Here is a 23,497-nt window from a genome sequence, read left to right on the forward strand (position 1 = left end):
AAACAGATCGGTATACCTCGGATCGTGACCTCGAGATCTGCCGTGACGGCTACCTTGTCGGTCCTGTTCGTCGCATGCTGGAGTTCGGGATTCATCGGAGCCAAACTCGGCGCCGGCAGTGCCGAGGTCTCCACGCTGCTGATGTGGCGTTTTCTCCCGCTTGCGGCGGTACTGGTCCCGATTGTCTGGCTGTCCGCCCGGCGCCGGAACGCGATGCCGACACCGCGGGCTGTCGGCAGGCAGGTGGTGATCGGAATACTCTCCCAGAGCGGCTACCTGTTGTCTGTGTACTGGGCAGTCGATCTCGGCGTGAACACCGGAACCACAGCGCTGATCGACGGTATTCAGCCGCTGGTGGCAGCCGCGCTGCTCGGCCCGGTCCTCGGTGTCGCAGTCCCGCGGATGCAGTGGATCGGTTTAGCGATCGGACTGGCCGGCGTCGCGATGGTCACGGCAGCCGACGCCGGGGCCGGTACATCGGCCCCGTGGTGGGCGTACGCGATTCCGTTCCTGGGAATGCTCAGCCTCGTTGCATCCACCTTCGTTCAGCAACGCGCTCCCACGTCCACGCCGCCACTGCAGGCTTTGGCCATCCACTGCTCAACCAGCGCAATAGTTTTCACAACTCTGGCGATCGTCTCGGGTGCTGCCGTACCGCCGAGTGTCAGCACATTCTGGATCGCATTGCTCTGGTTGATCGTGTTGTCCACCTTCGGCGGATACGGGCTGTACTGGTTGTTGCTCCGCCGCATCGGCATCACGTCCGTCAACACCTTGATGTTCTTGATCGCCCCCGTCACCGCGGTCTGGGGCGCACTGATGTTCGGAGAATCCTTCACTCCGTTCACCGCTCTCGGCTTGGCGGTGGGCATCGTCGCCGTCGTCGTGGTCACCCGGGTGGACAATCGACCGAAGAAGCATGACGAGAGCACGGATTCCTGCCCGGCAAGAGCTCCGATCACGTCGCGCTGACGAAGCCCGATCGCGATGTGAACCGCTCGCGGAGCGTGGTGATTTGTTCTGCGGTGAGCTTGAGTCCGTTGATTGCGTAGTCCTCGACTGTGCCGAAGCGCGTGCGCATTTCGTCGAGCGCGGCGTCGAAGTAGCTGTCACGGACTCCGAGGAGCGGCCGGAGCAGTTCTCCGTCAACGCCTTTGCTTGCGGCGAAGTCGAGGATCGGTTCCGTCATGGGCGCCAGATCGGTGTTCGTCTCCAGGTAGTCGGCGCGTACATCGGCTTCGTCGGCGCCGAGGAGGAGCAAGAAAGAGGTCGCGGCCCACCCGGTGCGATCTTTGCCGGTGGTGCAGTGGAAAAGTGCTGCACCGGTTCTTGTTTCGTCGATGAGGTCGAGATAGAACGCGCGGTAGGCGTCGAGGGCGGACGGCAGGCTGACGAAGTTGCGGTTCGCTTCCTCCATCTGTGCGATCCCACGTCCATCGCTGATGGTCTCGGCGTACGCGACCGGGTCCGTCATGAGTAGTCCGGTGGCCGCGGCGTTTTGGGCATTGTCGGCGAGAACGTCGAGCCAGACCGTCCGCGTCGAGTCAGGGAGATTGTCGAGTGCGCCGTCGCGCTCGGCAGCGGTCCTCAGGTCGTAGACCGTCCGGACGTCCAAGTCGGCGACCGCGGCGACGTCGTCGCCGTCGAGTTTCGCGAGCGTCGCCGAACGGTAGAGCGCGCCGGCGCGGACGGTGCCATCAGCAACGGGAATGCCACCGAGATCCCGGAAGTTCGGAGCGGTCTTCAGGAGAACGCGACGATCGAGCGGGTGAGTTGGCATGGCTGACTCCTTGTGGGTTCCGTTTCTGCACTGATCATTCATGCCTTCTGCACACTGCGCACGAGCTTTTCGGCATTGCGTCTCTTGATCCACTTGTCGATGACGAGAGCCATGAAGATCCATCCTCCCAACGCGGTGATCACCCACACGATGATCGGGGCGAGGATCCAGGACCCGACGCCGCTGATCTCAATGCCGTCGGGGACCAGGGTCGCAACCCAGAGCGCGAGCAGCGTGGCGACCAAGCCGACACCGCCCGCGAGCGGAGCCGCGTAGTGCAGTGCCACGCTGAGCACGAATGGGCCGAGAATCATGTGGGCGAGGGTGAATACACCGATAGCGGCCAAGAAACCGTTGACGCTCAGGCTGACCCCGGGAAGAGCGAAATGCACGACGATCAGCGCGATCGCGCCGAGTACGCATTGCGAAACGAGCTGAAATAACAGACGCATGGCTTGTACCTCCGTGATCAGGTCGAGTCACCCGAGAGTGGTGTGTGCGTGGGGAACGCTTTGCTGGAGGGCCTCGGGACGAGGTGCCGTCCAGGTGCCGTCGAGCACGTCGGGGCGGGGGCGGTACAGGCGCAGTACGTAGTTCCAGCCCGGCATGATGGGCAGTGCGTTCGCGACGCCGTCGAGATTGACGCCGAACCGGATGGTGGTGCTGCCGTCGGAGTCGGGGGTGGCTGTGAGGCTGTTGATGCTGTTGACGCCCAAGGCGTTCTCTTCGAAGTATCCGGCTGCGTTGTACAGCGAGACCGACCAGAACGCATCCACGGGAACATCGTTCAGGCGGAGACGGTATTCCCCGACCGGGAGACGTTCGTCGAAGTTGACGTAGGTGGCCTCGTACTCGGGAAGGCCACCCCAGCCGGATGCGGTACCGAGCAGGTGCCTGATCGGGTCGACTTCCGCCGCGGTGCCGAATGAATGGTCGTAGGTGGTGATGCCACGAGCGAGTGCGAGGAGCGCGTCGCGGGTCTCGGTCTGCAACTGTTCGTCGTAGTCGGGCAACGGGAACTCGCCCGTCCCGCCGCCGTCGATTGTGAGGGCGTCTTGCAACCGGTTCACCTCGGCGACGTCTTCGGGGCTGTTCGGATCGACGAGGATGCGCACGATCAGTGCGGCGTAGTCGGTCCCGACCAATTCGCGTGTGAGCAGGTGCTCTCCCGGATCGCGCAGGATGACAGGACCGAAATGATCTTGACTGACCACCCAGACGGAGATGTAGCGCTTGCCGGTATCGGGCACCGTGATCGTGACGTTTTCGCGCACGTCGATGATCGCGCTGCTGTACAGGGTGTCGCGGTTCTGGCGGATGATCGGCTGGTTGTCGAGTGACCCGAGCTCGCGAGTGTGGTTCCACGTGCCCAGGCCGACGCCCGCGGCCAGGCGAGCGAACATGAGATCGGATTCTGCCCGATTGAAGTTCAGGACGTTGACGGCGATCGTGGACATAGCGGATTCCAATCGGTGTCGGGGTACGGAAGCGGGCGCGGTAATCCATGGCCCGTCGGGGTGAATCAGCCCAGCAGTCGTGCTTTCGCGGCTTGGAACTCGGCGTCGCTCAGTAGGCCTTGTGATTTGAGATCGCCGAGTTTCTGCAACTCGGCGACGAGATCGACCGGGGGTGCGGGTGTGGGTGTGGGGAGTACGGCTTGCTGCTGGGCGAATTCGTACTGCGCCTGCTCGTAGTCGGCCTGAGCTCTCCTTTGCCGGCGGGTGGCCATACCGTCGCTGACGGCGGTCGCGGTACCGGTCACGACCGCGGTGCGGGCGGCGAGGCCCAGCAGTCCGGGGCGTCCTCGTCTCGGGATGTACGGCATGTCAGACCTCCAATTTCGGGATGATCGTGTCCATGAGGGCATTGACGACGGGTGCGGGTATCCGCTCGTAACCCAGTAACACCGCGCCGGACTCGGCGGTCCGGGCGGCGAGTTCGCGCTGATAGACCAGCTCGACCGCGACCAGCAGCGCTGAAGCGCCGGCGGGAATTGCCTCCGCGAGTTCGGTGATGTCTTCATGCCCGAGCAGACCGGACGCGCCGAGCATTTCGACGTTGATCTCGAAGCCGTTCGGCAATTCCTCGACCTCGACGAGGGTGAGTTCACCGTCGTCGGACTTGGAGATGACGATCAGATCGAGGAGTCGTACCAGGCCGGTATCCGTGAGGTCGGTGAGCGCGCAGAACGCGGCGGGGTCGAGGCTCTGCCCCGGCAGACCGAGAAGGTAGAAGTCGACGGGGCCGAAACGCGCGTCACTCACGAGAGCACCTTCAGTTTGAGTGCGGCAAACTCTTCCTCGCTGATCGATCCGGCTTCGAGGAGTGCTGCAGCTGTGGCGATTTCCTCGCTGGGACTCTTTCCTGCGACTTCGCGGATATACGATTCGGCCGCGCTCTCGGCCTCGCGTGCGGCCTTGTTGCTGCGTTCCGTCATCCCATCGCCGCGGGCGACGAGATAGACGAGCGCGGTGAGGATGGGTAGGAAGAGCAGGAAGAATATCCAAACAGCTTTCAACCAGCCGCTCAGCTTGTGGTCGCGGAACAGGTCGGCGACGATCGCGAACAGCGCGAAAAGATATCCGACGAAGACGGTCGCCCACAGCATCCAGCCGAGGCTTTCCCAGAAACTCATGTGTCTTGTCCGTTCGTGTCAGGCCTGCGCGTCGGCATTCCGCCGACTCGCGCTTTTCAGTTGATTCCGGCAATTCTCACCGGTTTCCGCATGCTTCGATCGCTTTCTCATCCGAAGCGGATGAGACGGGATTTCCACCGCCGTCGAACGTCTCGAGTATCTTCGACACATGATCGAAGCCGTGCGTGACGCACTCGCCTCCGGTGAGGCGGAGCAGGCTCGTCGCGTCCTGCGGAAGAATTGGCTCCGTCTGATTCTCGAATCTCATACCAGGGAACTCGAGCAACTCTGCCTTGCGCATCCCGATCCACACGATCCACACATCCTGCTGATACGGGCGTGCTGCCGCGACCTCAGCGGCGATCCGTACGGCGCGGAGTTTCTACGCGGGCAGGGTCTACGGGTTGCGTCCGACGATTTTGTCGTCTGTTTCACCGACCTACTGCTCGCTCCGGACACCTCGACCAAGGCCGTCATCGCCGATCGCGCGCGTCACGCCCTCGCCCAGTGCGAGCCCGAGGACGATTACCCGTCCGCACTTTTCCTCCTCGGGTGGACCGAGATCAGGCTTCGTCGTGATCTACCTCGCGCCATCGCGCTACTTCGCTCCGCCGGCGATGAAGCGCGGTTGCAGTCGCGTGCGGAGACGTTGCGTCTCGCGCAATCCAATTTGGCTTTTGCACTCACCCACGCGGGAGTGTTCACCGAAGCCGAACAGATCCTCGACGGCCTTCCTGCCCGAGAGGTTGCATCCGACTGGGAACGCTTCGAAGGTGGACTCCCACAGTCGAATCGAGGGTGCATCGCCTATTGGCGTGGCGACTTCGAGGAAGCGATCGCTCAGTTCGACTCGATAATCGTGGAGGGTAGTCCCGGAACCAACTTCGAGGCGCTCGCCCGTCTGTACCTGGTGATGAGCCTGATCGCTCTGAACCGGAAAGACCGGTACCACAACGCCGCTCGGCTGCTGCGAGGCGTGAGCACTGCGGACAAGCACGGCATTCCTTGGGATACGCTGCGGCGCGTCACCACGGCCTGGCTCGCCCACGCTCAGGGGCAGGACGAGCAAGCGCGCCGCATCGCGAAGCCCACGCTGACCAGAACAGGTGCTGCGGTCGCTCACGCGCTGCTCGCCGAGCTCTATCGAGTCTTGGGGGATCCGGAACCGTCGGCGCAGGCGCTTCGGTTGGCAAGCTCGGCCGCGCTGCCGCGATATGCGCTGGTGAGCACACTTGTCACCTCTGCAGCGCTGAGCTCCGTCGCAGGGCGTGGGCCGCAGGCGCACGAGCAGCTGGATCGTGCGCTGGCTGAGGCAATCCCGGAGCAGATCCTCGCCCCCTTTCTCAGCGGCGATCCGGTAATTGTCGATCTCTTGAACGCGCACGCAATACGGGGGTCGAGACACCAGGACCTCCTGCGCACGATTCTGGAAAAACGGAGCAGGCTCTCTGCCCAGCTCGCCGGAGTCCTGACCGAACGCGAGAACGAGATTCTCACTTTACTGCGCACCACGATGACTGCAGACGAGATCGCTGCGCACCTCGGCATCGCCTATCCCACTGTGAAGACTCACATTCGCTCGATTTACCGCAAATTAGGTGTGGCCAAGCGGCGTGCCGCTGTTCAAGCAGCCGACAACCTAGACCGCGGGATCGGGGGCGATTCCGCGACGGAGGCTGCGAACCGTCAGATCCAAGGCTTGTAGTCGAGTCCCGGAACCGCGGTTCACGTAGTCCATCGACGTGTAAAGCAGTGACCACAGTAGGTTCTGCACCCAGTCCGAACCCATGTCGGGGTCGATGGACCCGTCGGAGTGTCCGCGTTCGATGGCGTCGGTGACTCCGTCGTCGTTCGACGCGGACTCGGCAAACGAATCTTCTTGATAGACGCCGGGAGTGAAGAACAGGACCGTCAAAAGGTCGGCCAGTTCGAAGTATTCGTGGCAGAGGCGAACCAGTGCCTCGGCTCCGGTGCCCTCACCGAGTCGCGCCGCTGCTGCGGCCTCACCGACGGCGCGAGTGGCCTCGGCCGCGACTGCGTCGACCAGGTCGGATCGTTCGGGAAAGTAGCGGTGCAAAGTGGTCCGGCCGACCTTCGCGGCCGAAGCGATCTCGCTGAGGGTCGCAGCAGGCTTGGATGCGAACACCGAAACGGCAGCATCGAGGATGGCCTTCCGTGTGCGCTCGCGGGTCGCGCTTTGTTCTGGTGCGCTGTGGATCGTTGTCACGAATTCGAAGCGTAGCCGTGTCCGGTTTCGGTATCCAGTGTTTCCGAATCGGAATTTCTCTTGCCCTTTATGGAACATTCGTGTTCCATAAATTCATGCTTGAATCCGACGCTTCTCAGCCCGCACCGAAATGGAGCAATCTCCGCGTCCTCTCGGAGTTCGCTCGACCGCATCTGCCGTCGCTCCTCCTCGGATTGGTACTGGCGCTGTGCGGCTCGGCGGCGACGCTGGCAACGCCGATGGTCACCAAGTGGGTTCTCGACACCCTCGATACCGGTGCGTCGCTGAAGGGACCGATCCTCACGCTCGTCGTCCTTCTGATCGTCGGTGCTGTGCTCGGTTGTGCTCAGTGGATCGTTCTCGGAACCGCCGCCGAGAAGGTTGTCTTCGACGCCAGGTCTTCGCTGGTGAAGCGATTCCTGGCGGCGACCGTACCTTCGCTGCAATCGCGATCCGTGGGTGAATTGGTCACCCGGGTCACGTCGGACACCTTGCTGCTGCGGGAGGCGGCGTCGTCGGCCGCGGTGAATATTCTGAACGCAGCCGCGTTGACCATCGGAACGATTGTTCTGATGGGCGTTCTGGATCTGCCGTTGTTGGGGGTCACCATGGTGGCAATCGTGTTCGCCTCCATACTCTTTGCCGTTCTGATGCCTCGGATTTCCGCAGCCGAAGCGCGAACCCAGGAATCGCTCGGTCAGCTCGGCGGCGTACTCGAGGGTGGCTTGCGTGCGATCCGGACGGTCAAGGTTTCCCTCGCCGAGGATCGCGTCGGCGCTCTGGTGACGACCAATGCGTCCGATGCGAAAAAGCATGCGATCACGGCGGTTCGAGTGTCGGCAACCGCGTGGACTGTCGCGTGGACCGCCATTCAAGGATCGATCATTGCCATCCTGGGCTTCGGTGCCTGGCGAGTCGCCGACGGTGAAATGGCAGTCTCGACGCTCATCGCGTTTTTGCTCTACGCCTTCACCCTGATGGGGCCGGTGTCGGAGCTTGCGCAGAACGTGACTTCTGTTCAGTCGGGAATCGCGGCAGCTATCCGGATTCGCGAGATGCAGTCGTTGCCCACCGAGCAGTACGACGAGGTCGTGGACGTGGTCGCGAAAACAAGCGCTGCCGCGCCGCTGATCGAGTTGCGCGACGTCACCGTGAGTTATCACGGATCGAACCAGCCGGCGTTGCGCGATGTCTCGCTGGTCATTCCGACGCGTGGGCACATGGCCATCGTCGGCCCGTCGGGTGCCGGAAAGACGACCTTGCTCTCGACTGTGCTGCGATTTGTCGAACCGCGATCGGGTGAGGTTCTCCTGCACGGAGTCGGTTACGACGCGCTCGATCACCGCGCTGTGCGCGAGAGTCTCGCGTACGTGGAGCAAGAGACGCCGGTGGTGCCCGGAACGATTCGGGAGAACGTCGTCTTCAGCCATCCCGACGCGACGGACGAAGAAGTCCAGGCCGTTCTGCGCTTGCTCCGACTCGAYGACGCGATCGAGGCCCTGCCGAACGGACTCGACACCGCTCTGACGGCCACCTCGCTGTCGGGCGGCCAACGTCAGCGGATCGCGATGGCACGCGCAGTTCTGCGACCGAGTGCTTTGCTTCTGCTCGACGAAGCCACTGCCCAGGTCGACACACTCACCGAAGCCGCGATTGTCGACGCGATCAACGAACGTGCACGCACCGGGGCCGTGGTGACCATCGCTCACCGGCTCTCAACGGTGCGTGACGCCGACTGGATCGTGGTCATGGAAGACGGTCGGATCCGCAACATCGGCAACCATGACGAGCTCATGGACAAGGACGATCTGTACCGCGACATGGTGGTTGCCGGCCGGCTCGATCAGGGCGAGGCGATGCTCGAAGATTGTTGACCCGGCGCATCGGCATGTGCGAGAGTGCTGTTACCGAGCGATCGCTCGGTCGGGATGTTCTTTCGGAGGTGGCTGGTGGCAATCGATCTGACGTACGCGCCCGAGGTGGTGGCGCTGATCGAGAAGACGCGCGACTTCACGCGCAACGTAGTGCTCCCCATCGAAGACGAACACGCCGGTGACATCGCCGTCGCGGGTGGCGATGCCATCCGCATCGAGATGCAGGCGGCAGCAAAAGAAGCCGGTGTCTTCGCACCGCATGCACCGATCGAGTACGGCGGCCACGGACTCAACATGAGTGATCGCGCGCCTGTCTTCGAGGAAGCCGGCTACTCGCTCTTCGGGCCGACGGCGCTCAACATCGCTGCGCCGGACGAGGGCAATGTTCACATGCTGGCCCACGTCGCGAACGAAGCACAGAAGCAGCAGTTCCTCGCGCCGCTCGCAAGCGGGGACATGCGGTCGGCATTCGCCATGACCGAACCCGCGCCGGGAGCGGGATCCGATCCCTCGGCTTTGAACACCCGCGCCGAGAAAGTCCCCGGTGGCTGGAAGATCAACGGTAAGAAATGGTTCATCACCGGCGCCGACGGCGCCGGATTCTTCATCATCATGGCGCGCACCTCCGGCGAGCCCGGGCAGCGCGGCGGAGCGACCATGTTCCTGACGCCGACGGACGCAGCGGGTCTCATCGTGGGTCGACACATCGACACCCTCGACAAGGCCATGATCGGCGGGCACTGCGAGGTCACGTTCGAGGATCTCTTCGTTCCCGACGAGGCCGTTCTCGGTGAGGTCGATCAGGGTTTCGCTTACGCGCAGGTTCGTCTCGGTCCCGCCCGGATGACGCACGTGATGCGCTGGCTCGGTGCAGCGCGCCGCGGCCACGACGTCGCCGTGGCCAGGGTTGCCGAACGAGAAGGCTTCGGCTCGAAACTCGGTGATCTCGGAATGATCCAGAAGATGGTCGCCGACAACGAGATCGACATCGCAGCCAGTCGCGCACTTCTGGTGCAGGCCTGCTTCGAACTCGATCAGGGCGGGCACGCGAGCAACGCGACGTCCATCGCCAAGACCTACGCGGCCGAGGCGATCTTCCGGATCGTCGACCGCTCCATTCAGATGTGTGGCGGAATGGGCGTGTCCGGCGATCTGCCGCTGGCACGGTTGTCCCGCGAAGTGCGTCCCTTCCGCGTTTACGACGGTCCGTCCGAGGTTCATCGCTGGGCAATTGCGAAACGTGTTGTCGGCGCTGCGAAGCGCGCTGCTCGGGAGGAGTCGAAGTGACGGACTTCCCAGGACTCGATCTCGAGGCGCTCCACAAGTATCTGCAAGCCGCAGGCGTCGAGGTGAGCGGTGAGTTGCGAGCCGAACTGATTTCAGGCGGCAAATCCAATCTCACCTACAGAATCTTCGACGACAACTCGAAGTGGATTCTGCGTCGTCCACCCACGGCCGGCCTCACGCCGTCGGCGCACGACGTTGCGCGCGAGTTCCGAATCACCTCGGCGTTGCAGAACACCGCCGTGCCGGTCGCCCCGACCGTCGTGCTGTGCGAGGACGCCTCGGTGATGGGTGCGTCGTTCACGGTGGTCGAGTTCGTCACCGGTCAAGTGATCCGGACCAAAACCGAGTTGGAAGCTGTTCCGGCAGAGCTGGTCACGCAGTGCACCGACGAGTTGGTGGGTGTTCTCGCTGCCCTGCACGACGTCGACTACAACGCAGTGGGTCTCGGCGAACTCGGCCGACCCGACGGTTACGTAGCCCGTCAGGTGAAGTTGTGGGCCGGTCAATGGTCGCGCGTCAAGACCGAGGACTCGGCCGATGTGGACAGGTTGGCGTCGAGCCTCGCGGAATTGATTCCGGCTGAATCGGCTTCGTCGATCGTGCACGGCGACTATCGGATCGACAACACGATTCTCGCGGCGAACGACGTCACCAAGGTTGCCGCAGTGGTGGACTGGGAACTGTCGACGCTGGGTGATCCGCTGGCGGACATCGCGATGATGTGCGTCTATCGGCATCCCGCGCTGGATCTGGTTCTGGGTGAGCCTGCTGCGTGGACGAGCCCGTCGCTACCGTCCGTTGTCGATCTGGCGCAACGGTATTCGTCCGTTTCGGGTCGTGAATTGGCGCATTGGAACTTCTACATGGCGCTCGGGTTCTTCAAACTCGCCGTCGTGGCGCAGGGCATCGATCACCGATTCCGAGCAGGAGCCACCGTCGGCGGGGGATTCGACAAGGCTGGATCTTCTGTGCCGGAACTGATCTCGGCCGGACTCAACGCACTGCAAGGGAAATTCGAATGACTCGATCAGCACTGGTCACCGGCGCCTCCAAGGGAATCGGGCTCGGCATCGCAACACGCTTGGCTTCGCAAGGGTACGGGCTGACCATCACGGCGCGTGATACCGAGCGGCTCGCCGTTGTCGCCGAAGAACTTACGCGCGCCGGATCGCCGGACGTCGTCGTCTCGGCCGGCGACATGGCGGACGAGAACTTCGCCGCAGCACTCGTCGCCACACACAGTGAGCGATTCGGCTCCATGAGGGCTCTCGTCCTCAACGCCGGAGTGGGAACCAGTGGGCGAGTGGCGGATTACCCGATGCGACGTTTCGACAAGACCGTTGCCGTCAATCTCCGGACACCGTTTGCACTATTGCAAGCGTCGCTGCCGCTCCTGCGTACAGCGGCGGACGCGGACCTCGCCGGCGGAGCGAAGGTGATCGCTCTCGCCTCGATGGCCGGTGTGTATGCCGAGAGCGGCCTGGCCGTCTACGGAGCCACCAAAGCTGCGCTGATTTCGATGGTCGAGGCACTCAACGCCGAGGAATCCGGAAACGGCGTCAGTGCGACGGCCATCGCTCCCGGTTACGTCGACACCGACATGTCGGCGTGGACACACGATCGGATCACACCGGACACCATGATCAAGGTCGACGACATCGTGGAGTTGGTGGACGGTCTGCTCAAGCTCTCGTCTCGAGCGGTCGTTCCGAAGGTCGTCATGGCGCGGGCCGGGACCAACGGCTACTCCGCCTGAAATTTCAATCCAGCTTGGCTTCGCCCCGCTTGCGAAAGAAGTGAAAGCCAGGCACCCCGACGATCGCCTGCCGCAGGTCCTTGACCACTCCGAGGAGTTCGTGGATCTCGGGCGAGACGGAGTCCAAGGTTCCGAGGATGGGCAACACCGCGGCCACCCGGTCGGTGAGCTCCGGTAGTTGGTCGATCAGCTTGATCGCGGCGCTGACCTCTGCCTCGGAAAGGTCGTCGGCGAACCTGGCGGCCAGCGGCGCGAGCTGTAGGGCGATGGGCTCGTAGATCTCGAGGAGTTGTCCCGCGATGTCCGAGGTCTGCTCGACGGCCTCGACCAGTGTCTCAGCGCGAACGGTCACGGCGGCGGCTCCGATGACGACGCGGTCGGCGTTGTCGGCGATCTGGTTGATGCGCGCCACCAACCTCTCGACCGAGAAGAGGAGCGCCTCGAGTCGAGTGGGCAGGGTGACCGCAAAAGCGACCGTGGACAGGGACCAGTGCACCACGTCGCCGACGGAGCGGACGACGGTGGAGCTGCCGGGCAAAACTAGAGCCATCCCTCGATACTGCCTGATGTGACGTCAAAGCACAGGTAAATCTCACATTCACGAGGCCCGCGGCGTTTTCGAGGTGTCGGTGCCGGCGCGGACAATCAATTCACCCGCTGCCTGCTGCACCGCGCAACCTGGAAGGATCGAGACATGACGGCTATCCGTACGCACACTGTGATCGACTCGCCGATCGGAGCGTTGACGCTGGTAGCAGCAGGTGACGACCTCTGTGGTCTGTACATGGCGGAGCATCGCCACAAGCCGGACGAGTCCACGTTCGGTGATCGTTCCTCGGCGGTCTTCGGTGAAGTCGAATCGCAGCTCACCGAGTACTTCGAGGGTGATCGCACGGAGTTCTCCGTGCCGCTGGCGCCCGTGGGTACCGAGTTCCAGAAGCGGGTGTGGGATACCTTGCGAACGATCCCGTACGGCGAAACCTGGACATACATGGAGCTCGCGCAAACTTTGGGTAACCCGCTTGCGATCCGTGCCGCCGCCGCGGCAAACGGCAAGAATCCGATCAGCATCATCGTTCCCTGCCATCGTGTGGTCGGTAGCGACGGAAGTCTGACCGGTTTCGCCGGCGGCCTCGAACGCAAGCGGTTCCTGCTCGACCGCGAGCACGGCGGCGAATCGGATGTCCTCTTCTGATGCGCTCGGCTCACAATTCGGTGATCGGGAACGTCTACCGATCGTGAGACTCAAACCGTTCGAAGACGTCGTGACCGAATACGGTGCAGTGGTCCTCCGTGTCTGCCGCGCGGTGGTCGGTCCCGTCGACGCCGAGGACGCGTGGTCCGAGACGTTCATCGCAGCGATGCGGGCATATCCGGATCTGAATCCGGACGCGAACATCGAAGCCTGGCTGGTGACCATCGCGCACCGCAAGGCAATCGACATCACCCGAGTGCGCGCCCGCGTGGCCGTGCCGACAGACGAGGTTCCGGAGTTGCCGACGCGAATCGGCGTACCCGGAACGTGGGATCACGAACTCTGGGACGCACTCGAACAGCTACCGCTCAAACAACGTGCGGCAGTCGCCTATCACTTTCTGGGTGGGCTGCCGTACGCAGAGATCGCGGACATCCTCGGCAACACCCCGGCGGCCGCCAGACGCGCGGGTGCCGACGGTATCGCCACACTACGAAGAACCTACTTGTCCGCTACCGCTGCGGAAGGGAGTCACTCATGAGTAACGATGTGTTCGAGGCGCTTCCAGCCGTTGACGCTGACGCCATGATCCGCCTACGGGCGCGCCTGGCTGCTCAGGCGTCCGAAGCTGAATTGATCGACGTGGCATATCGAACCGTCGATTCGCCGGTCGGAAAGCTACTGCTGGCGGCGACCGATGCCGGCCTGGTGCGGGTTGCCTTTGCCGTCGAAGGGCACGACCTCGTTCTGGAACGTTTGGCGGACACCGTCAGCCCCCGTGTGCTTCATTACCCGCGCAGGCTGGACACTGTCGCTCGCGAGTTGGACGAGTACTTTGCCGGTGCGCGTCGAGAATTCGATCTGCGCTTGGACTTCCAACTCGCGAAGGGGTTCCGACGCGAAGTGTTGCGTCATCTCCCCGAGATCGAATACGGCCACACTGCAAGCTATTCGGTGGTCGCAGCAGCGTCGGGAAGCCCGCGTGCGGTGCGTGCCGTCGGGACCGCATGCGCAAAGAATCCGCTGCCGTTGGTGGTCCCGTGTCACCGGGTGGTGCGCAGCGACGGCAGCCTCGGGCAGTACGCCGGCGGCCCCGAACTGAAAGCGATTCTGCTGGATCTGGAAGCCGGCCGGTGAGCGCAGTGACGCTGCGCTTTCAGGCGCCCTATGCAGTCGAACCGCTCACCGGTGCCTTGCGGGCTCACTGCGTCGCAGGCCTCGAGCGTCACGACGACGGTGTTCACACCAGAGTCATACCGTTGCCTTCCGGCCCGGTAGTTGTGTCGGTGTCGTGGACAGACGACGGTGTCGTCATGGATTCCGATGTGCCGGCGGAGGATTCCGCAGTGCTGGAGGTGATCGTGCGTCGTTGGCTCGACCTCGACGCCGATCACACTGCTGTCGAAGCAGCGTTCGGTAGCGATGAGTTGTTGGCCCCACTCGTTGCCGCCCGTCCAGGATTGCGGGTGCTCGGCTCGGTGGACGGTTTCGAGACCGCAGTGCTCACCGTTCTGGGGCAACAGGTTTCGCTCGCCGCAGCGAGGACGTTCGGTGGTCGTTTTGTCAGCGCATTCGGAGCGCCGGTGGAAGGGGAGTTTCTTGCCTTCCCTGATCCGGAGGCGGTTGCAGCGCAATCGCCGGAGGACATACAGAAAGCCGTCGGATTGACCACAGTGCGCGCAAGAACAGTGCACACGTTGGCAACTGCGGCAGCGAACGGTCTCGATCTCTCCTGGGATGCGGATCCTGTCCAATTTCGACAAGAGTTGTTGGCGCTACCGGGAATCGGACCGTGGACCGCTGACTATCTCACTGTTCGAATTCTCGGTGATCGCGACGCCTTCGTACCCGACGATCTGGTGTTGAAGCGAGCGTTGGGGGTCTCGTCGGGCAAAGAAGCCGCAGCGTTGTCCGAGCGCTGGCGACCCTGGCGAGCGTACGCACTCTTTCATCTGTGGACCAAGGAAGCGTTTCTGTAGTGGTCAATCTTTCGCGCGGGCCAGTTCGGACGGCCACCATATACGTTTCCCGATGTCGTGAGAGAGCGCAGGCACCAGGACACTGCGCACGATGATCGTATCGAGCAGCACACCGAAGGCCACGGCAAATCCGATCTCGGCGAGGAAGACCAGCGGCAGGATGCCCAGTACGGCAAATGTTGCGGCCAAGACGATTCCGGCTGAGGTGATCACACCCCCGGTGACCGCAAGACCGCGCAGGACACCTGCGCGGGTGCCGAATTCTCCGGTCTCCTCCCGGACTCTGGTCATCAGGAAGATGTTGTAGTCGATACCCAGAGCGACCAGGAACACGAAGGCGAACAGTGGGAACGATTGATCCGCCCCGGCGAACCCGAATACGTGTGTGAAGAAGAATCCGCTCACACCGAGGGTCGCCGCGAAGGAAAGTACCACGGTGACAATGAGAATCACCGGGATCAGCAGAGCGCGGAGCAAAGCGGCCAAGACCAGGAAGATCACCACCAACACGATCGGGATGATCAGGTTTCTGTCGCGGACCGAGGCCGCCTGGACATCGAGGGTGGTGGCCGTGCTGCCGCCGACGAGCGCGTCGGCGCCGGGCACGTCGTGGACGACACTCCGCAGTCGCTTGACAGTTTCGAGTGCCTGCGGCGAATCGTAAGAGTCGGCGAGGGTTGCATTGATCATGGTTCGGCCGTCGATCGGTGCAACGGTGAAAGCCGCAGGGGCGCAACCCGCAGCGGCGGCTTGTGCGACGGCAGCGGGGTTGGTCTTGATCAGCTCGCTGACCTTTGCGACGTCCACCTGGGTGCAGACGGCGCCGGGATCCTGCGAGATACCTTCGACGCCGCTGGCTGCTTTGATGACGGCGTCGGCCTGGTCGGCGTTTGCGGTGATCACGGCCGGTGCGCCGGCTCCGGGATCGAACTTCGAGTCGTAGAGTTCCTGTCCGACAACGGCGTCGGGACGATTGGTGAAGCTTTCGGTGGATGTCAGGCCATCGGTTTTGAGACTGCCGATCCCGGCCGCGAACAGGATGATCAACAAGACTGTGGCGCCGATCCACAGTGGGCGGTCCTTGCTGCCGACGGCCTCGGCGATCTTGCCCCACATCCCGTGCGTCGTAAGGTCTGCGGCGTGATCGACCTTGGGCTTGCGCGGCCAGAAGACCCACCGTCCGGTGGCGGCCAGAGCGACCGGCATGAACGTCATCATCACCAGATAGGTGCAGGCGATCCCGATGGCGGCGACGGGTCCGAGGCTCTTGTTGGAGTTGAGTTGAGAGAACGTCAGGCAGAGCAGACCGAGAATGACGGTGACAGCCGAAGCGGTGATGGCCGGCGCAGACTCGCGCCAGGCCTTGATCATCGCGTCGAAGCGGTTGGGATACGTGTGTAGTTCTTCGCGATAGCGAGAGATCAAGAGTAGGGCGTAGTCGGTACCGGCACCGATCACCAACACGAAAAGGATGCCTTGAGATTGTCCGGTCAGAGTGAGTAATTCGGCTTTCGCGAGGAAATAGATCACCATCGACGACAAGCCGATGGCGAGGAGCGCGGAGAACAGCGGGAAGAACCACAACACCGGCGATCGGTACACGACAAGCAGGATGAGGATCACGACCAGGAGTGCCGCGCCAAGGAGCGCTCCGTCCAGACCGGCAAAGGCGTCGATGAACGCAACGAGTAGCCCACCTGGCCCGGCTGGGAGTACCTCGACATCACCAGCTGCTTGTTTTGCTGCGTCGATGACGTTCTGCTCGGTGGTCGCCAGGACATCGCCTGCCACGGATGTGTCTCCGTCCTTGGCGACGAGTGGCACGAAGATCGACGCAGTTGTGCCGTCGGCGGAGTACTGAGTGGGTTGCATTCCGTCGGCGTCTACTCCGGAGATGCCGGCAATGGCGCCGTAGGCCGAGTTGATTGCAGATTTGTCCGCCTCGGTGAGGGCCGAATCTCGATGGAACAGAACGAAACCAGGGATCGTCTCGACCGCGAGGAAGTTCGCGGATTGATTGCTGACGATCGTCGATTCTGCGGAACTCGGCAGGTACGAGGCGTTGTCGTTCTTCTGAACCTCGGCGAGTTTGCCTTGGAACGAACCGCCGAATCCGCCTGCGACGAAGGCAAAGATTGCAAGCGCGATCACGGTGAAGATCGGCACGCGAAGGCGTTTGACCGTTCCGCGCTCGTTCCGTTCTGCATCAGTTGTATCCAGCTTGGTCATGGTTCTCCTCGAACACAGTCGACCAGCACCAACAAAGCAACATTTTCCAGTAGAACACGCAATACGGGCGCGGTGGAACCACTTGGAGTGGAATTGACGACGCTACGAAGTGCTTTTGCCGTAAGTCTCGCGGGCTGCGACGTCCATGGGAAAACGAACGACTGTGTCGCCGAACAACAATCGAGTTGCCGAAGCCGCGGCGGCCAGCACGTGGGCGGCACCTGACTCGGGGTTTCGGGTATGCACGACCACTTCGTCGTGCTGGAAGAAGACCAACTCGCCGTCCGGATCTTCGGCGAGGCGGCGCCTGAGGTCGGCGAGCAGGCACAACGCCCACTCGGACGCAGTGGCCTGAACGACGAAGTTTCGCGTAAAACGACCGCGGGCATGAGCGTCGCCGTGGGAGTAGAAGTCGGGAGACGGTGGGGGACAGGCCCGGCCGAGCAGTGACTTCACCACCTCGCCGCGCTCACCTGCCTTGGCAGCTTGCTCGACGTACTCGACGGCGACCGGGAATCGCTTCCGCAACAAGATGAGCAGTGCTTTGGCTTCACCCGCCGTCGCCCCGTACAGGACTCCGAGGATTGCGACCTTGGCTTTTGCGCGATCCCCGCCGAAGGCTTCTGCACCGACAAGTGCGTACAGATCGTCGTCGCCGGCGGCAGCCATCATGCGGCGGTCGCCGGACATGGCGGCCAGAATTCGGGGTTCGAGCTGACCGGCGTCGGCGACGACGAACACGTGGCCCGGATCTGCGACGACGCTCGAGCGCATGGTCTTCGGAATCTGGAGGGCCCCGCCGCCCCGGCTCGCCCACCTGCCGGACACGACACCACCGGGAACGTAGATCGGGCGGAATCGATCGCCCCGCACCCAACTGTCCATCCACTGCCAACCGTTGGTGCTGTACAGCTTGGCGAGTTCGCGGTGACGTAGGAGCAGCGGCACAGCCGGATGATCGATTTCCTGCAGAAACCACTTGCGCGTCGACGGTAGTTCGATGCCCTGACGCCCGAACGCCTCGGTGATCTCCACCGAAGACGAAGGATTGACGGTGCGCCCGAAGACCTCGCTGATCTGGGCGGCAAGTTCCTGCATGCGTGCGGGGAGGTCGTATCCCGTCGGCCGCGGCCCCAGTCGTTCTTCGAGGAGTTCGCGGTGCTTCTGCGTCGAGAACGGCAGGCCCGTGTGCGTCATCTCGGCGGCGCTGAGAGCGCCGGCCGATTCTGCTGCGATCAACAAGTCCAGTCGAGCGTCCGTGCCGATGGTTGCGCGCTGATCGGCGAATTCGGTGGCGACGGCGAGAGGATCGAGAACGGGTGCAGTGTCGAAGAGTCCGAGTCGATCGTCGTCGAACTCCTCGGCAGGCGGTGACGGTTTGCCGACGCGCATTCCGAGTATCGCGCGGGTCAGGGAGATGTCGTGGCACCGCTGAACCCGTACGCCTGCCCGCAGTAGCGGTGGGTACACGGTCGCCGTACTCGGCCACACCCACCGCGGGTGCTCGGCTTCCTCGATGGTGCGCACCGCTGCGATCAGGTCGGGGTATTCGACGGGATCGGCGAGCGGCGTTCCACCGGGATCGGTCCGTAGGACAGTTGCCGTCACAGCTCCCGTGGACGTCGTACTACCGGGGACCAGGACAACTCGCACGACATCAGTGTGACGGCAGGGTCCGACACGCCATCGCTCGGCGCTGCTCAGGCCCCGACGAACCGGATGTGCTGACCCGGGCGGGCTTGGCCGAGTCGGTCGATATCTGCGTCCGCGACCACTCCGACCACCGGATACCCGCCGGTGATCGGGTGATCGGTGAGGAACACGACAGGTTGGCCGCTGGGTGGGACCTGGATCGATCCGAGCGCTACGCCTTCGGTGGGGAGTTCGGCGTCATTCGTTCGTTGCAGCAGTTCGTCGGTGCCGACACGATCGAGTCGCGCCCCGATTCGGTCCGAGTCGGTGGAGACCGCCCACTGCCCCCGCAGGAGCGATTCGGGGTTGGTGAATCGATCTGCGCGCGGCCCGAATACGACTCGAATCTCGAGAGTCTCGTTTGTCATCGGTGGAACTGGTGCAAGGTCGACGAGCGAGAACGCGGTCGGCGAAGGCCCGATCGGGAGAACAACCTTGGGCTCGAGAGGCGCCGGACCTATCCCGGACATGGTGTCGGTGCTGCGCGATCCCAGGATCTCGGGAACCACAATGCCGCCTCGGACGGTCAGATACGTCCGCAGGCCACTCGGTGCGTAGTCGAGGCGGACGGTCTGACCGACGTCGAGAGCGATCACGCTCGAATGCCCGACCGGAATGCCGTCGCGGTAGGCCTGTGCGGGCGCCCCGGTGAACGCGATCGTTGCCTGTTGCTGCGCTCGAATGCTCAATCCGCCCAGGAGGACCTCGACGCCTGCCGCGCTCTCGTCGTTGCCGACGAGCCGGTTGCCGAGTTTGAGCGATCGCCTGTCCGCAGCACCGGAAACCCCGACGCCTGAGCGAAGGTGTCCGGTCCGTCCGAGGTCCTGGATCAAGCTCAGCGGCCCGGTGTCGAGTATCTCCAGACCGCTCATCGGTCGTCCTCGTTGACGAAGCGCACGCGGCACCCGGGCTGAACGGCGGCCGGTGGTGTGGCGTTCAGATCCCACATCACGGCGTCGGTGCTCCCGATGATCTGCCAGCCACCCGGCGATGCCCGCGGGTAGATCGCGCTGTATCCAGCGGCCAGGGCGACGGAACCGGCTGGCACTGCGGTTCGCGACTGAGTTCGACGTGGAACGTCGAGCCGAGTGTCGACTGAAGTCAGGTAGGCGAAGCCGGGTGCGAATCCGATGAAGGCGCAACGCCACATCGCCCCGGTATGGGCCGCAACCACCTCGGAACGGCTCATTCCGAGTGACTGTGCGACGTCGTCGAGGTCGGGCCCGTCGTACCTGACGGCGATGGTGAGTGCATCCGTCTCGGAATGCTCGTCTGTGGTCGCGGCAGAATTGGTTTGCTCGAGATCGTTCAAGCACTTCCGGACGTACGTGAGATCTGCGGCCGGGGTGCACGTGACCAGGACCGTGCGAGCTGCGGGGAGGAAGTCTTCGACCCCGACCGGGGTGTTACGCGTCAGTGCTTCGGTGAACGCGAGAACGTCAGCTTCGGAATCGAGGTCTACGAGAAATGCGCGTTCTCCCGCGGGAAGTATGCGAGTCACAGGGAGGGCTCCCGATCGATTCGAGTCCGCTCCACGTCCGCTCGCATCGCCACGATGAAACTCGCGATGGTAGCTCGCTCGGCCGCGGTGTAATTCCCGACGGTGCTCGCAGCCCGTGAAATGAGGGGGCCGAAGAAGCTCTCGCCCAGAGTGACCGCCGATGGTGTGACCTGCAAGAGCACCCGTCGACGGTCCGCTGAATCTCGCTCCCGAGCTACGTGCCCCGCTTTGACCATCCGGTCGACCAGTGCAGTCACCGACGCCGAGTTGATCCCGAGCTGTGAGCCCAACCAACCAGGCGTCGCCGGTGTGTCCGAGCGCTCGGCATCGAGAAGGCAGATCAGTGCGCGGACGTCGGTCGAGTGCATTTTGTACTTGTTCGCAAAGCCGGAAACCGCCACGTTCAAGTCGACGGTCAGTGCGCGAAGCGAGTGGACGATCGCCATCGCTTCGTCTTCTGCATCGCCGACGCTCATGGATGCCTCCAGCCCTGGTGTGTTGTCTCTCGATTGTCTACTATCTCGATAGTCGAGAGAAAATGGGGGTGGGGAATGGACTTCAATCGCGCATACGACGCGGTACTGACCAAATGGCCGCAAAAACCGCTGGGTGTGGATCTCTCAGGCCGGTTCGGCCGAACGCATGTGAACGTCTGTGGACCTGAAGACTCGCGGCCGTTGATCCTTCTGCCCGGGGGAGGTGCCACTTCGACGGTGTGGTTCGACAACGTTGCGGCGCTGTCGAAATTCCGGCGTGTTTTTGCCGTCGACACCCTGGGCGATGCCGGACTCAGCATTCCCAATGGTGATCCGATGAAGTCCGTCGACGATCTGATCGAGTGGATGGACTCGATAGTCGATTGCACCGGCGCCGACACCGTCGATGTGATCGGACATTCCTACGGCGCAATGATTGCGTTGGCCTTTGCGCTGCATCGACCGGATCGTGTCGGGAAACTTGTTCTGCTCGATCCTAATTCGAGTTTCGCCGGCATGAAGGCGGGCTACCTTCTGCGTGCGCTTCCGCTGTTGATATCCCCGTCGCGAGCACGCCGACGACGACTGCTGGAGTGGGAGACAGGTGAGTCGAGTATCGACTCCGACTGGCTGTCTCTTGTGGAAGTGGGCACTTCGGATCTACCGCGACCCGATCTCGTAGTGCCTCAACGCCCTTCGAAAGAGGACTTGAGCGCACTGGATGTCGAGTTGCTGGTGGTCCTCGCACAGGACGGACGGGTGCATGATGCGGAAACGGTGTCGAGGTCGGTGCGGGAGAGGATTCCCGCAGCACGTGTCGAGGTGCTGAAAGATGCTTCACATCACAGTATTCCGATGGTTCCCGCCGATGAACTCAACCGGGTGCTCGTCGACTTCTTGGAGGGGTAGCGGATCAGGGTGCGACGACGCACCCCGGACCGATCGGGGTGGCCGGATTGACATCGACCGTTGTGACCGGCCCGCCCGCTGACGTCTGGTAGGCCATCAGAGAGTGTTCGCCGGGTGCGGTCGGAGTCCACAGCGTGACGGCGTGGCCGAGTACAACCGGCAAGGTGAAATAGGGATTGACGGTGTCCCAGATCAATTCCTGCGGGAACATGGTCGACGCCCGGTTCAGGTCGACAATCGAGACGTTCGACTCGTCCAACGCTGCTGTCCTGGCAACCACCAGATACGTGCAGCCCGCCCCGTACGGCGTTGTCGGCCCGCTACTGAGACCCGGAAGGATCGTGACGTCGACTACGTCCGCGGAAGCTGACGTCGCGGACCAGATGGCGGCGCTCGCGCTGATGGCGGCGGCGATCACGGTAGTGCGAGCGATTCGTGAAAGTGTCATACCAGCAGGTCGGTTTCATCCTGCGGAGCGTTACAGTTGAAGGCCCCGACCTCAACAGAGATCAGGGCCTTCCTTTGTATTGCGCTACTTTTGCACCGAGCTACTTCTTGGAGACGCGGAGCAGCTTCTTGTTCACGAACTCGTCCATTCCCCACGGACCGAGCTCGCGGCCGACTCCGGAGCGCTTGACTCCGCCGAAGGGCAGACCGGGCAACGTCGTTCCGTGCTCGTTGACAAACGCCATTCCCACGTCGAGATCGGCAGCGACCGACCGGGCGGAATCGAGATCGCTGCTCCAGACAGACCCGCTCAGACCGTAGACCGACGAATTGGCAAGTTCCACAGCCTCGCTGGCCGACTTGACCTTGTAGACGACGCCGGCAGGTCCGAACAGTTCTTCGCTGTAAGCCCGCATGTCCGGGGTCACGTCTGCGAGCAACGTCGGCTGAACGTAGGCGCCCGGGCCGTCGATCTTCTTCCCACCGGTGAGCAGCGTCGCTCCCTTGGACACAGCGTCGTCGATCTGCTCGATCAGAGTGTCTGCCGCGCTCTGTGAGGACAACGGGCCCAGGACAGTGGATTCGTCCAACGGGTCACCGGCAGAAACGGATTCGAAGGACGTCGCCAATTTGCGGGTGAAGTCGTCGTAGAAATCTTCGGTGACGATGAAACGCTTGGCCGCATTGCAGGCCTGACCGGCATTGGACAGACGCGCCTTGGTTGCGGACTTGACGGTGGCATCCATGTCGTCGGAATCGAGGACAATGAACACGTCCGATCCGCCGAGTTCGAGGACGACCTTCTTGAGATTGCGTCCCGCAGTTTCGGCGACACTGGTGCCGGCGCGTTCGCTGCCAGTCAGTGACACACCTTGAACTCGTGGATCGGCGATCATGTCCGCGATCTGCTCGTTGGTCGCGAAGACGTTGACGTACGCGTCGTCCGGCAATCCGGCTTGTCGCAAGATCTCTTCCATCAGCAGAGCCGACTGCGGACAGTTGGACGCGTGCTTGAGAATGATCGTGTTGCCCAGCATGAGATTCGGTGCCGCGAAGCGGGCGACCTGGTAGTACGGGAAGTTCCACGGCATGACGCCGATCAGGGCACCGATCGGTCGCCGGTACACAACCGACTCCTCGGCCCCGGGAACGTCGAGCCGTTCTTCCTCGAGCAACGCCGGACCGTGGTCTGCGTACCACTGATAGATCGCGGCCGAGAGTTGTACTTCGCCCTTGGCCTCGCGGACCGGCTTACCCATCTCCAACGAGATCATTCGGGCCAGTTCATCTGCTCGCTCTGTGTACAGTTCGGCGGTCTTGCTCAGGACTGCCGCACGTTGCTGTGGCGCACTGTTGCGCCAGGTCAAGTAGCCGCGATGCGTGTTCGCAAGTGCGGCTTCAACTCCGGCGTCATCCAAAGTATCGAATTCCCTGACGGTTTCACCTGTCGCGGGATTGACTGTTTTGTAATTAGCCATAGTTGTACAACGTGCGGAAGGGGGTCGAAGAT

At 62.9% G+C, this 23,497-nt stretch carries 26 protein-coding genes; 11 read left to right on the forward strand and 15 right to left on the reverse strand.

The genetic code is table 11. The annotated features are described in order from the left end of the window. The first annotated feature begins 42 nt into the window (after window positions 1-42). Complete coding sequence (locus tag AC1DWA_RS17600; RefSeq protein ID WP_317830737.1) at window positions 43-972, forward strand: DMT family transporter; 930 nt, start codon at window positions 43-45, stop codon at window positions 970-972. On the opposite strand, the gene AC1DWA_RS17605 is transcribed toward AC1DWA_RS17600, so the two are convergent. The 6 genes from AC1DWA_RS17605 to AC1DWA_RS17630 form a co-directional block, all read right to left on the reverse strand. Then, window positions 959-1,780 carry a tyrosine-protein phosphatase gene (locus tag AC1DWA_RS17605; protein WP_047888321.1) on the reverse strand — a complete coding sequence of 274 codons (822 nt, stop codon included), beginning with the start codon at window positions 1,778-1,780 and terminating at the stop codon, window positions 959-961. The two genes, AC1DWA_RS17600 and AC1DWA_RS17605, sit on opposite strands and share 14 nt — an antisense overlap. 38 nt (window positions 1,781-1,818) lie before the next feature. Next, window positions 1,819-2,232: a phage holin family protein gene (locus tag AC1DWA_RS17610; protein ID WP_003940418.1), complete on the reverse strand. Its 414-nt coding sequence runs from the start codon at window positions 2,230-2,232 to the stop codon at window positions 1,819-1,821. Window positions 2,233-2,259: 27 nt separating this feature from the next. Then, window positions 2,260-3,237 (reverse strand): DUF1214 domain-containing protein, encoded by a 978-nt coding sequence (locus AC1DWA_RS17615; RefSeq protein ID WP_477846477.1) that lies wholly within the window; start codon window positions 3,235-3,237, stop codon window positions 2,260-2,262. Between the two features lie 65 nt (window positions 3,238-3,302). Further along, window positions 3,303-3,605: an SHOCT domain-containing protein gene (locus AC1DWA_RS17620; protein WP_097386824.1), complete on the reverse strand. Its 303-nt coding sequence runs from the start codon at window positions 3,603-3,605 to the stop codon at window positions 3,303-3,305. A gap of 1 nt (window position 3,606) precedes the next feature. Next, window positions 3,607-4,044 (reverse strand): DUF6325 family protein, encoded by a 438-nt coding sequence (locus AC1DWA_RS17625; protein WP_477846478.1) that lies wholly within the window; start codon window positions 4,042-4,044, stop codon window positions 3,607-3,609. Next, window positions 4,041-4,415, reverse strand: coding sequence for a PLDc N-terminal domain-containing protein (locus AC1DWA_RS17630; RefSeq protein WP_019745450.1), 375 nt, complete (start codon window positions 4,413-4,415; stop codon window positions 4,041-4,043). Before AC1DWA_RS17630 ends, AC1DWA_RS17625 begins: the two co-directional genes overlap by 4 nt. 169 nt (window positions 4,416-4,584) lie before the next feature. Between AC1DWA_RS17630 and AC1DWA_RS17635 the strand changes: the two genes are divergently transcribed. Further along, window positions 4,585-6,120 carry a LuxR C-terminal-related transcriptional regulator gene (locus AC1DWA_RS17635; RefSeq protein ID WP_020909255.1) on the forward strand — a complete coding sequence of 512 codons (1,536 nt, stop codon included), beginning with the start codon at window positions 4,585-4,587 and terminating at the stop codon, window positions 6,118-6,120. On the opposite strand, the gene AC1DWA_RS17640 is transcribed toward AC1DWA_RS17635, so the two are convergent. Beyond that, window positions 6,055-6,642 (reverse strand): TetR/AcrR family transcriptional regulator, encoded by a 588-nt coding sequence (locus tag AC1DWA_RS17640; RefSeq protein ID WP_019745447.1) that lies wholly within the window; start codon window positions 6,640-6,642, stop codon window positions 6,055-6,057. The genes AC1DWA_RS17635 and AC1DWA_RS17640 overlap by 66 nt on opposite strands. A gap of 95 nt (window positions 6,643-6,737) precedes the next feature. Here AC1DWA_RS17640 and AC1DWA_RS17645 point away from each other — a divergent pair, with 95 nt between their 5' ends. The 4 genes from AC1DWA_RS17645 to AC1DWA_RS17660 all read left to right on the forward strand — a co-directional run bounded on the left by AC1DWA_RS17645 (window position 6,738) and on the right by AC1DWA_RS17660 (window position 11,559). After that, on the forward strand, window positions 6,738-8,516 hold the full coding sequence (locus tag AC1DWA_RS17645) for an ABC transporter ATP-binding protein (RefSeq protein WP_037136715.1): 1,779 nt from the start codon (window positions 6,738-6,740) through the stop codon (window positions 8,514-8,516). Window positions 8,517-8,591: 75 nt separating this feature from the next. After that, the gene (locus AC1DWA_RS17650; protein ID WP_211918764.1) at window positions 8,592-9,803 is read left to right on the forward strand and encodes an acyl-CoA dehydrogenase family protein; all 1,212 of its coding nucleotides are present in this window, start codon (window positions 8,592-8,594) and stop codon (window positions 9,801-9,803) included. Beyond that, window positions 9,800-10,825: a phosphotransferase family protein gene (locus tag AC1DWA_RS17655; protein ID WP_477846479.1), complete on the forward strand. Its 1,026-nt coding sequence runs from the start codon at window positions 9,800-9,802 to the stop codon at window positions 10,823-10,825. The genes AC1DWA_RS17650 and AC1DWA_RS17655 overlap by 4 nt, the downstream gene beginning before the upstream one ends. Next, complete coding sequence (locus AC1DWA_RS17660; RefSeq protein WP_192712190.1) at window positions 10,822-11,559, forward strand: SDR family NAD(P)-dependent oxidoreductase; 738 nt, start codon at window positions 10,822-10,824, stop codon at window positions 11,557-11,559. The genes AC1DWA_RS17655 and AC1DWA_RS17660 overlap by 4 nt, the downstream gene beginning before the upstream one ends. A gap of 4 nt (window positions 11,560-11,563) precedes the next feature. Here AC1DWA_RS17660 and AC1DWA_RS17665 read toward each other — a convergent pair whose 3' ends face one another. After that, window positions 11,564-12,109, reverse strand: a complete 546-nt coding sequence (locus tag AC1DWA_RS17665) for a hypothetical protein (protein WP_007729604.1) — start codon at window positions 12,107-12,109, stop codon at window positions 11,564-11,566. Window positions 12,110-12,253: 144 nt separating this feature from the next. Between AC1DWA_RS17665 and AC1DWA_RS17670 the strand changes: the two genes are divergently transcribed. The 4 genes from AC1DWA_RS17670 to AC1DWA_RS17685 are packed head-to-tail and all read left to right on the forward strand — an operon-like array spanning window position 12,254 to window position 14,733. Next, window positions 12,254-12,754 (forward strand): methylated-DNA--[protein]-cysteine S-methyltransferase, encoded by a 501-nt coding sequence (locus AC1DWA_RS17670; RefSeq protein ID WP_003940613.1) that lies wholly within the window; start codon window positions 12,254-12,256, stop codon window positions 12,752-12,754. Continuing rightward, complete coding sequence (locus AC1DWA_RS17675; protein ID WP_020909250.1) at window positions 12,741-13,295, forward strand: RNA polymerase sigma factor; 555 nt, start codon at window positions 12,741-12,743, stop codon at window positions 13,293-13,295. The genes AC1DWA_RS17670 and AC1DWA_RS17675 overlap by 14 nt, the downstream gene beginning before the upstream one ends. Continuing rightward, window positions 13,292-13,891 (forward strand): methylated-DNA--[protein]-cysteine S-methyltransferase, encoded by a 600-nt coding sequence (locus AC1DWA_RS17680; protein WP_046379350.1) that lies wholly within the window; start codon window positions 13,292-13,294, stop codon window positions 13,889-13,891. The genes AC1DWA_RS17675 and AC1DWA_RS17680 overlap by 4 nt, the downstream gene beginning before the upstream one ends. Continuing rightward, window positions 13,888-14,733 (forward strand): DNA-3-methyladenine glycosylase family protein, encoded by an 846-nt coding sequence (locus AC1DWA_RS17685; RefSeq protein WP_069145549.1) that lies wholly within the window; start codon window positions 13,888-13,890, stop codon window positions 14,731-14,733. Before AC1DWA_RS17680 ends, AC1DWA_RS17685 begins: the two co-directional genes overlap by 4 nt. Before the next feature lie 3 nt (window positions 14,734-14,736). On the opposite strand, the gene AC1DWA_RS17690 is transcribed toward AC1DWA_RS17685, so the two are convergent. The 5 genes from AC1DWA_RS17690 to AC1DWA_RS17710 all read right to left on the reverse strand — a co-directional run bounded on the left by AC1DWA_RS17690 (window position 14,737) and on the right by AC1DWA_RS17710 (window position 20,631). Continuing rightward, on the reverse strand, window positions 14,737-16,962 hold the full coding sequence (locus AC1DWA_RS17690) for an MMPL family transporter (protein WP_097386830.1): 2,226 nt from the start codon (window positions 16,960-16,962) through the stop codon (window positions 14,737-14,739). A 102-nt stretch (window positions 16,963-17,064) separates the two neighbouring features. Beyond that, window positions 17,065-18,615 carry a bifunctional 3'-5' exonuclease/DNA polymerase gene (locus AC1DWA_RS17695; RefSeq protein ID WP_322742079.1) on the reverse strand — a complete coding sequence of 517 codons (1,551 nt, stop codon included), beginning with the start codon at window positions 18,613-18,615 and terminating at the stop codon, window positions 17,065-17,067. A gap of 47 nt (window positions 18,616-18,662) precedes the next feature. Then, window positions 18,663-19,526, reverse strand: a complete 864-nt coding sequence (locus tag AC1DWA_RS17700; RefSeq protein ID WP_477846480.1) for a 5-oxoprolinase subunit C family protein — start codon at window positions 19,524-19,526, stop codon at window positions 18,663-18,665. Beyond that, on the reverse strand, window positions 19,523-20,155 hold the full coding sequence (locus tag AC1DWA_RS17705) for a 5-oxoprolinase subunit B family protein (protein WP_080909908.1): 633 nt from the start codon (window positions 20,153-20,155) through the stop codon (window positions 19,523-19,525). The genes AC1DWA_RS17700 and AC1DWA_RS17705 overlap by 4 nt, the downstream gene beginning before the upstream one ends. Further along, window positions 20,152-20,631, reverse strand: a complete 480-nt coding sequence (locus AC1DWA_RS17710) for a MarR family winged helix-turn-helix transcriptional regulator (protein ID WP_019745433.1) — start codon at window positions 20,629-20,631, stop codon at window positions 20,152-20,154. Before AC1DWA_RS17710 ends, AC1DWA_RS17705 begins: the two co-directional genes overlap by 4 nt. Before the next feature lie 75 nt (window positions 20,632-20,706). On the opposite strand from AC1DWA_RS17710, the gene AC1DWA_RS17715 reads away from it, so the two are divergent. After that, on the forward strand, window positions 20,707-21,540 hold the full coding sequence (locus AC1DWA_RS17715; RefSeq protein WP_021345631.1) for an alpha/beta fold hydrolase: 834 nt from the start codon (window positions 20,707-20,709) through the stop codon (window positions 21,538-21,540). Window positions 21,541-21,544: 4 nt separating this feature from the next. Here AC1DWA_RS17715 and AC1DWA_RS17720 read toward each other — a convergent pair whose 3' ends face one another. Together AC1DWA_RS17720 and AC1DWA_RS17725 are read right to left on the reverse strand one after the other, a co-directional pair. Then, on the reverse strand, window positions 21,545-21,988 hold the full coding sequence (locus AC1DWA_RS17720) for a hypothetical protein (RefSeq protein WP_141488343.1): 444 nt from the start codon (window positions 21,986-21,988) through the stop codon (window positions 21,545-21,547). 100 nt (window positions 21,989-22,088) lie between these two features. Further along, entirely contained in the window at window positions 22,089-23,465 is a 1,377-nt protein-coding gene (locus AC1DWA_RS17725; RefSeq protein ID WP_021345629.1) for an NAD-dependent succinate-semialdehyde dehydrogenase, read from the reverse strand. Between the last annotated feature and the right edge of the window lie 32 nt (window positions 23,466-23,497).

The organism is Rhodococcus sp. P4_F3_2 (assembly GCF_056401335.1).